We start from the raw sequence: 2,325 nt of genomic DNA on the forward strand, positions 1-2,325 counted from the left end.
ACCCTGACATTGGCGGGCTTGGCGCCCAGCAGCTGCTCGATCGACAGATTCAGGGCGCGGCTCAGGGCCAGGATGGTGGAAAACGACGGGTTCTTGATCGCGCCCTGCTCGATTTTAGCCAGGGTAGAGTAGGCTAAACCCGCCCTGTCACTCAGATCATCCTGTGTTAGTTTGGCCGCTTCCCGGGCCGACTTGATAGCCAATCCTAGCTGGAGATTATCCATACAATACTAGTATAACAAGGATAGTTAAAACTTGAGTTTGGCTGCCATCGCCGCCAGGTCGTCAGCGGATAAATCTGGCTTGGGCTTATTAAACTCTTCTCTTAAGTGTTTATAGATCGGCATAAGGTGGACGTGGGCGTGAGGCACGGCAAAGCCCTCCACGGCCTCGCCGACGCGGGGCGGGGACAGAATCTCCCGGATACGATTGGCTACTTTCTTAGCGCTGAACATCAGGCTGCTATACTGGTCGTCGTCGAGCTCCCACAGGTGGTCAGCGTGGGTTTTGGGTACCACTAACGCATGGCCCGGATTGACCGGCGCCAGGTCCAAAAACGCCAGCGTTTGTTCGTCCTCATAAATTTTATGGGCCGGAATCTTACCGGCTATGATTTGGCAAAACACACAGTCCTTCATCCTGAAAATAAGTATACATAATAGTCGTAGTACAATGGGGCCTGAATATTATGCTTAAGGTTATAAAATTCCTCGGCAAGAGCTTGGCCATATTTCTCATCGGCAGCTTGAGCGTCGTCTTGATTACGGCCGCCGCCGTAACCCGTAATTTAACCGATCGAGAAACTATCAAAAGCTGGCCGGTCGAAGCCGGGGTCTACTCCAATTTGACCAATAGCATATTAAATCTTGCCAATCGGGGTGACGACAGTGGATCCGAATCGATCGAGGACGCGCTGGACAAAAGCGCGCTAGACGAGGAGGGTCTAAAAGCCGTCCTGCGGGGAGTTTATGCGCCGGAATACTGGCAGAATAAATTCGAGTCGGTAGTCGACCCGGCCTTTGATTGGCTCGAAGGACAAGCACCGGAGCTGAAATTTTCCATCGATTTTTCGGATAAAAGAACGGAGCTGGGCCGGGCGGTTGAAGCCGAGCTCAGGCGGCAGCTGGCCACCTTTCCGCCGTGCGCCGACAACCGAGCTTTTGACAACTTTGATCCGTTTAAGGCCACTTGCCTACCGGTCGGAGTTAGCGCTAGGGAGGTCGCGGCGGAGTTTCGCCAGGAGCTGACCGGCAAGGATTCGTTTTTGGCCGAGGCTGATGTCACCGAGCAGGACTTAACGGACAAAGACGGCCAGCCGGTGATTACGCCCGAGATTAACGACAACGCGCCCCGCGTCTTCGCCGCTTTGTCTAATTTACCTTATATTCTGGGGGCCGCCTTGGGCTTAGCCGTCTTGCTATTAGTGGTCAGCGACAAAACGCCGCTACATGGGCTGAGAAAGGCCGGCCAGCTGATATTTCTATCGGCCTTGGTCTCCTGGACTGGTTTCTATTTAACCCGACGGGTGCTGGGTGATTTTAGCATCGGCGGAGAAGGCTCGAGTTCTGGCGGCGAGTTTATCGCCCGAGAAGTCGGCAGCCCGCTGCTAAAAACGATTATCCGTGATATTACCGACACCGGGCTATGGTTGGCTCTAGCCTTTATAATTTTCGGAATCCTGCTCTGGTTGGGCGCGTTTATTTGGCACAAGGCTTATCATCACCACGAAGCCGAGAATATCGCCAACAAAGCCTTTAAGAACCAGCCGCCGCCAACAGATGCCAAGTTACCAAAACCGGTTAAGGACTCGTCTAAAAACGATAATTGATAGAATAATTACAGCGTGGAGAGGTGGCCGAGCGGTTGAAGGCGCACGACTCGAAATCGTGTATGGGGCAACCTATCGCGGGTTCGAATCCCGCCCTCTCCGCCACACTTCGCTAAAGCTTCGTGCGGCCCTCGGCCACTCATAGCTCTACGCGCTGTGTGCGCTTGCAGCCACTAAATAGGATAAGAATAAATTGGTAGTCCGAAGTTTAAAAACGAAGGATATCTCTTCCGTCAGCTCATTTGACTCCTACTGTTTCCATACTCCGGGTTAACCCGGAGTATTTTAAACTCTCGAGTCAAGCCTCGCTTCAATCAAACCTAACATTTCCGCCCCACAAAGGTGGGGTCCCTCTGGATGTTATGGTATTAGTAAAGTTCTTATGTTGGGTACCCTCGTAAACTACATAGGTGGCATTTTGCTAGCCTATATAATCAATAAATATCTTTAATCATTATCTTAAATCCCTGGTCTACTTCCCTTGAGTCATATGGGTA

The 2,325-nt window shown here is 51.8% G+C and carries 3 protein-coding genes and 1 tRNA gene; 2 read left to right on the plus strand and 2 right to left on the minus strand.

All coding sequences use genetic code 11. The features are described 5' to 3' along the window. The coding region (locus tag VGA08_03970; GenBank protein ID HEX9679749.1) for a helix-turn-helix transcriptional regulator at positions 1-224 on the minus strand (224 nt) is incomplete at its 3' end. Between the two features lie 24 nt (positions 225-248). Further along, on the minus strand, positions 249-626 hold the full coding sequence (locus tag VGA08_03975; protein ID HEX9679750.1) for an HIT family protein: 378 nt from the start codon (positions 624-626) through the stop codon (positions 249-251). Between the two features lie 62 nt (positions 627-688). Between VGA08_03975 and VGA08_03980 the strand changes: the two genes are divergently transcribed. Both VGA08_03980 and VGA08_03985 read left to right on the plus strand, forming a co-directional pair. Further along, positions 689-1,828, plus strand: a complete 1,140-nt coding sequence (locus tag VGA08_03980) for a hypothetical protein (protein HEX9679751.1) — start codon at positions 689-691, stop codon at positions 1,826-1,828. Between the two features lie 17 nt (positions 1,829-1,845). Further along, a tRNA-Ser gene (locus VGA08_03985) sits at positions 1,846-1,933 on the plus strand. Positions 1,934-2,325: the final 392 nt, after the last annotated feature.

Source organism: Candidatus Saccharimonadales bacterium (assembly GCA_036397795.1).
In the GTDB taxonomy this organism is placed as follows: Bacteria; Patescibacteriota; Saccharimonadia; order Saccharimonadales; family DASWIF01; genus DASWIF01.